At 68.2% G+C, this 4858-nt stretch carries 3 protein-coding genes and 1 pseudogene; 2 read left to right on the top strand and 2 right to left on the bottom strand.

What is annotated here, in order from left to right; genetic code table 11:
* Both IEZ12_RS37095 and IEZ12_RS37100 read right to left on the bottom strand, forming a co-directional pair.
* A pseudogene (locus IEZ12_RS37095) lies at positions 1 to 981 on the bottom strand (hypothetical protein); the annotation flags it as partial.
* A gap of 644 nt (positions 982 to 1625) precedes the next feature.
* Entirely contained in the window at positions 1626 to 2024 is a 399-nt protein-coding gene (locus IEZ12_RS37100; protein ID WP_229848712.1) for a bleomycin resistance protein, read from the bottom strand.
* Positions 2025 to 2739: 715 nt separating this feature from the next.
* Here IEZ12_RS37100 and IEZ12_RS37105 point away from each other — a divergent pair.
* Together IEZ12_RS37105 and IEZ12_RS37110 are read left to right on the top strand one after the other, a co-directional pair.
* Positions 2740 to 4263, top strand: a complete 1524-nt coding sequence (locus IEZ12_RS37105; protein WP_189278808.1) for a hypothetical protein — start codon at positions 2740 to 2742, stop codon at positions 4261 to 4263.
* Complete coding sequence (locus IEZ12_RS37110) at positions 4244 to 4684, top strand: LamG-like jellyroll fold domain-containing protein (RefSeq protein WP_189278810.1); 441 nt, start codon at positions 4244 to 4246, stop codon at positions 4682 to 4684. Before IEZ12_RS37105 ends, IEZ12_RS37110 begins: the two co-directional genes overlap by 20 nt.
* The last annotated feature ends 174 nt before the right edge of the window (positions 4685 to 4858 follow it).

A 4858-nucleotide genomic window follows, 5' to 3' on the forward strand; every position in this document is an offset into this window, starting at 1 on the left:
GGAGCCGACCTGGCCGAGCAGCACGGACGGGCCGCCGAAGGCGGTCTCCTCGATCTCCCAGACGGCGGCGATCACCAAATCCCCGTCCGGCCGCACCAGGCTGACCGCCGCCGCGCCGAAGCCCAATCCGACGACCGCTCCCTCGACGACCGCCTGCAAGGTCCCCGCCACGCTCCGGGCACCGTTGAAGTCGGCCAGGACGCGGTGGAAAACGTCTGGATCGATCACGTCCTCACGGCGGGCTGTCTCCAGCTCTGCGGCGGCCTTCTCGCGGGCGCGGGTGCGCTCCGTCTGCAGCGCGGCTTCCGCAGCCAGGAGACGAGCCTCCAAGCGCAGGCACTGCTCCTCCGCCTCGTGTTTCAGCGCCTGGGCGCGTGACAGCTCGACGCGCAGGGCCTCCAGCTCTGCCTTCAGGCCGCGGATCTCGTCCCTGAGGCTGTCTGCGTCGCCGGGCTCATCGTAGATGCCGATCTGGGCGGAGCTGGAGGCGTAGTAGGCGGTGGCCCAGTCGCTTTCAAGTTGCCGGAACCGCTGTTCCGCCTGTTGCGCCCGGTCTTCGGCCGCTTCCACGGCGCGCAGAAGCGCGCGTTCACGGACATTGGCCAGGTGGAGTTCACGTTCAGCGGCACCAAGGGTGTCCCGGAGCTGATCCAGTTCGTGTTGTGAGGCGTTGCGTACCCGCAGCGCCTCGCGGCGGAGTTGGTGGGCCTGGGTGCGGACGTCATCGGTGACGGGGTTCCCGGTGAGTTCCGCGACCTGGCGCAGGAGCTCGTCGACGAAGTCCTTGGGGGCTATGCGTCGCCCGTTGAGGTAGCGGGAGACCGAACCTTTATCCCGACTGACGCGGGCAGAGTAGCGAGTAAGGGAGACGCCTAGAGCGCCGAAGAGCTGCTTGAGGAATTCGATGAAGGCGACGACTTCAGGTTCGGTCTCGGGGGTCGGAATCGGTTGCTCGAGTTGACCGGTTCGCCGTTCCAGCACGCTGCCCCCTCGTCAGGTGTCCTGCTGTTGCGGTGCTTTGGCCAGTGTTACAGGTGGCGCAACAGGGACGTCTGGCGAAAGCCTAGGCGACGGCCAGGGCGGCCGCACAGGAGAGACGATCTCCGTGTCGCTACGGTGATGACGTCGCTGAGCAAGGGCGGCGTGCGGGCCGCGCCGGCCCGCACGCCTCGGTGTACACGACGGGACACGTTACGGCGAGGCCTGGGCGGGCGCCGAGGACGCCCCAACCCCGACCAGGGCCACCCAGCCGTCCAGGCCGTCGACGCCGTCCTCGGCTGGCACGGACGGCACGCAACGGGGCCCGAACGCGGCTTCGCCGAGCCCGGATCAGAACCGGCTGCAACGTGCCCCGGGACGGACAGGCGAGCCCTGCCCGTCGCCGCGCAGCGCGAGGGCCGCGGTGCGCTCCGGCCGCTCGGGCGCGGCAGGGAGGTACGCGCCGCCCCCCAGGCCGCCCGTACCAGCGCATCATGAGTGCCGGCTGCGCAACGGCTCCACGCTGTCAGCAGCTGTCGGGTTGATCCCGCGTCAGCTCGCAGAGCAGGCCGACGCCTGGGACAAGGCCGGTCGTCGGCCTTCCCCCGACTGAGGAACCGCACACGGGATTCCTCCTCTCCCGGCAGTCAAGCAGCAGCCGGGGTTCCGGACGGGCTCGGGGAGCCGACGCGGTGCAAGGTGCCGTCCGGGTCGACGTAGCCGAACTCGCGCAGCCCGTACGGGGTGTCGGCCGGATCGGTCAGACGCCCCGGCAGGTCGGCCGCCGTCCACTCGGTGTGCACCGCGTCCGCGTCCGACACGTACAGGTAGACCACCGCACCGGTGCGCAGCGGGTCGTGCTCCGCCCACTCGGTCAGGTGGAGCTCCACCGCCCCGCGCGAGACGAAACCGTACCCGCGGCCGTCCTCGTACGCATCGGCGGTGAACCCCAGGCGGCGGTAGCGGGCCAGGGCGGAGGCCAGGTCACGGACCGGGACCACCGGGGCGACCCGTTCGAACGCGACGGGACGGGGCTGTACGGGCACGTACTCCTCACGCCGCATACCGGTCGAACACGGCATCGCCCACCTCAAGAACTGGCGCACCCTCGCACGGCATCACAGCCGCCGCGACCACCTGCCCGACACCACCCGAGCCGTCGCCGGACTCCCTTCGGACCAACAGGCCTTGCATACAAGCCAGTTGCTCGCCCTGCCAGCAGGACAAGCCGCCTGAGCAACAAGGTCCGCACCCTGCCGAGCATGACCCATCACTAACCATGCACGAGGTCGCACGGGGGACGGATGGTGATGGTTCGCCATGCCTGCTTGGCGTCAGATGGCGCGCCCGCGGCGATGACCCCTTGGGGGGCGAAGGCGAGGGAGCGGATGAGGGACGCTGGAGGCCGGTGAAGCGTCAGCGCACGGCGCAAAGTTATTGCGACGTAGGCGAAGTGAGTGATCGTCAGACCTGGATTGTTCCGGCGCACCGATTCTGATTATTCGTCAAGGAAAGCCTTGGCCACTCAGCGGCTACTCGGCGAGGCTTAGATTCGGGCCTGACGGTGCCGCTTTGGGGTGATTTGCCTGCCGAAAGGCCTGATTGATCCCGTATGTCTTTGCCTGTCATTTCCGTTGCTGTAGCTGGATGTTGACAATTTCATGGGATTCATTAATGATCGCGAATCACATGTGATGATCATTTTGACCTGTGGGATGTGGCGTGCTGCAAAGATCCGTGCAGAGAGGTCGGGTGCGCGGTTTGACTGCGGCCGTCCTCGCCTTGGGAATGTCGGTGGGGGCGTTCGGGATACCGGGTGTCGCCCCTGCGGGGGCGGCCGAGAGTACACCGGCGCAGAAGTCCACGGAGTCGGCTACGCCGACCCATGAAGCGGAGGCGCTGGCGGTCGCGGAGGCGAAGCGGACCGGCAAACCGGTGGAGGTCGAGGCGTTGCGGGGCGAGAGCTCCGACGTGGTGGCGCAGCCCGATGGGCGGCTGTTGTCGACCACGTACGTGCAGCCGAAGCGGACGCGCAAGGCGGGCCGGTGGGTGGACCTGGACCCGGCGCTGCAGGCGCTGAAGAGCGGTGCGCTGACGCCGAAGGGGTCGACCGCGGACCTGGAGTTCTCGGGCGGTGGTGACCAGCCACTGGTGCGGATGTCGCAGGCCGGCAAGGAACTGAAGCTTTCCTGGCCGAAGGCGCTGCCGAAGCCGGTGGTCGACGGGCCCGTCGCCGAGTACCGCTCCATTCTCCCCGATGTGGACCTGCGGCTGACAGTCACCGCGACCGGCTTCACGCAGGTCTTCGTGGTGCATACAGCGGAGGCTGCGAAGAACCCCGAACTCGACGTACTGCGGCTGGGGTTGAAGACCGACGGCCTGACAGTTCAACAGGAGTCCGACGGCTCACTGAAGGCGGTCGACCCGTCGGGCGGCGGCACCGTGTTCGAGGCGCCGACGCCCGTGATGTGGGACTCCGCCACGGCCGCCACCGCCAGTGCCTCCGCGACTGTGTCGTCGCAGGCAAGCTCGCCAGCTGCAGCCCCGATGTCGTCGCCGGCCGGGGCTGCCAGTGCGAAGTCGGCCCCTGCGCCCTCCGCCGATCCGAGTACTCCGGCCGAGGGCGCGAAGATGACGCGGCTGAAGGTCGATCTACCCAAGGACACCATGGTCCTGACGCCGGACCAGGCGATGCTTGACGACCCGGCCACCGTCTACCCGGTGATGATCGACCCGGCGTGGAACACTCCGACCGCCGCGGACTGGGCCGGTGTCTCGCGCACCTACCCGAACCAGACGTACTGGCACTTCACCTACGGCAGCTACGTGCACGACTGGGGCGTCGGCTACTGCGGCGACACCACGCGCTGCGCGCCGCTGGACGTGAAGCGCGCGTTCTTCCAGATCCCGAGCGGCTCGTTCATCGGCAAGCAGATTCTGAAGGCCGAGTTCGGTACGTACGAGAGCCACTCGTACTCGTGCACCCTGGCCCCAGTGGAGCTGTGGAACACCGGCTACATCTCGAAGGGCCTGACCTGGAACGCGCAGAACGCGTCCGGGTTCTGGAGCCGTAACCTGCAGACCATCACCACAGCCAAGGGTTTCAGCGACAAGTGCCCCGGCGGGTGGCTGGAGTTCGGCGGCGACTCGGGCCCGGTTAAGGACCTGGTACAGGACGCCGCGAACTGGGGCTGGCAGACCATCACCTTCGGCCTGAAGGCCCAGAACGAGAGCGACACCAACGCCTGGAAGCGCTTCACCGACGATGCCTACCTGCGCGTGTAGGCAGCCTAGCGGTGAATGGCAGGCCGAGGTCCGCGACTCCGACGACGCCGCCGGCGCCACCCGGACCGTGGTCACCCGGTCCGCCGAGAGCTCGGTCTGGGAGAACTGGACCCACCTGGCCGTCAGCTACGACGCCTTCTCCCAGCGGCTCGTGCTGTACGTCAACGGCCGGATGGGTAACCAGACCTGCGCTCCCGATGCCACCGGCTGCACATCACACATCTCCTCCGCCAGCGCCCCGCAGCCGTACGAGACAAAGGGCGGGCTGCAGTTCGGCCGCAGCCGATCGAGCAACGCCTGGGGCGAGTACTTCTCCGGCGAGCTCGAGGACGTCTGGCTGTACCAGGGCGTGCTGAGCCCCGCCCAGATCGCCAAGCTCTCCGACTACACCGCCGACCTGAGTACCGGCACCGGCGTCTGAGCTACCTCTTTCGAGCGGGCCGGGCAGCACCCAGCTGCCCGGCCCGCTTTCCCATCACGGCCCGAACGGGCCCATCTCCGAGGAAAGTTGCACCGAATGAGAACGGAACGGTCCGTCGTGCGGCGGACCCGAGGCAGAGTGTCCGCGACCATCGCGGCCACCCTGGTCGGGTCA

It is taken from the genome of Kitasatospora griseola, from assembly GCF_014648555.1.
Lineage (GTDB): Bacteria > Actinomycetota > Actinomycetes > Streptomycetales > Streptomycetaceae > Kitasatospora > Kitasatospora griseola.

Coding starts and splice junctions, on each gene's coding strand:
- IEZ12_RS37110 (WP_189278810.1), top strand. CDS start 4,244: ATGCCTACCTGCGCGTGTAGGCAGCCTAGCGGTGAATGGCAGGCCGAG.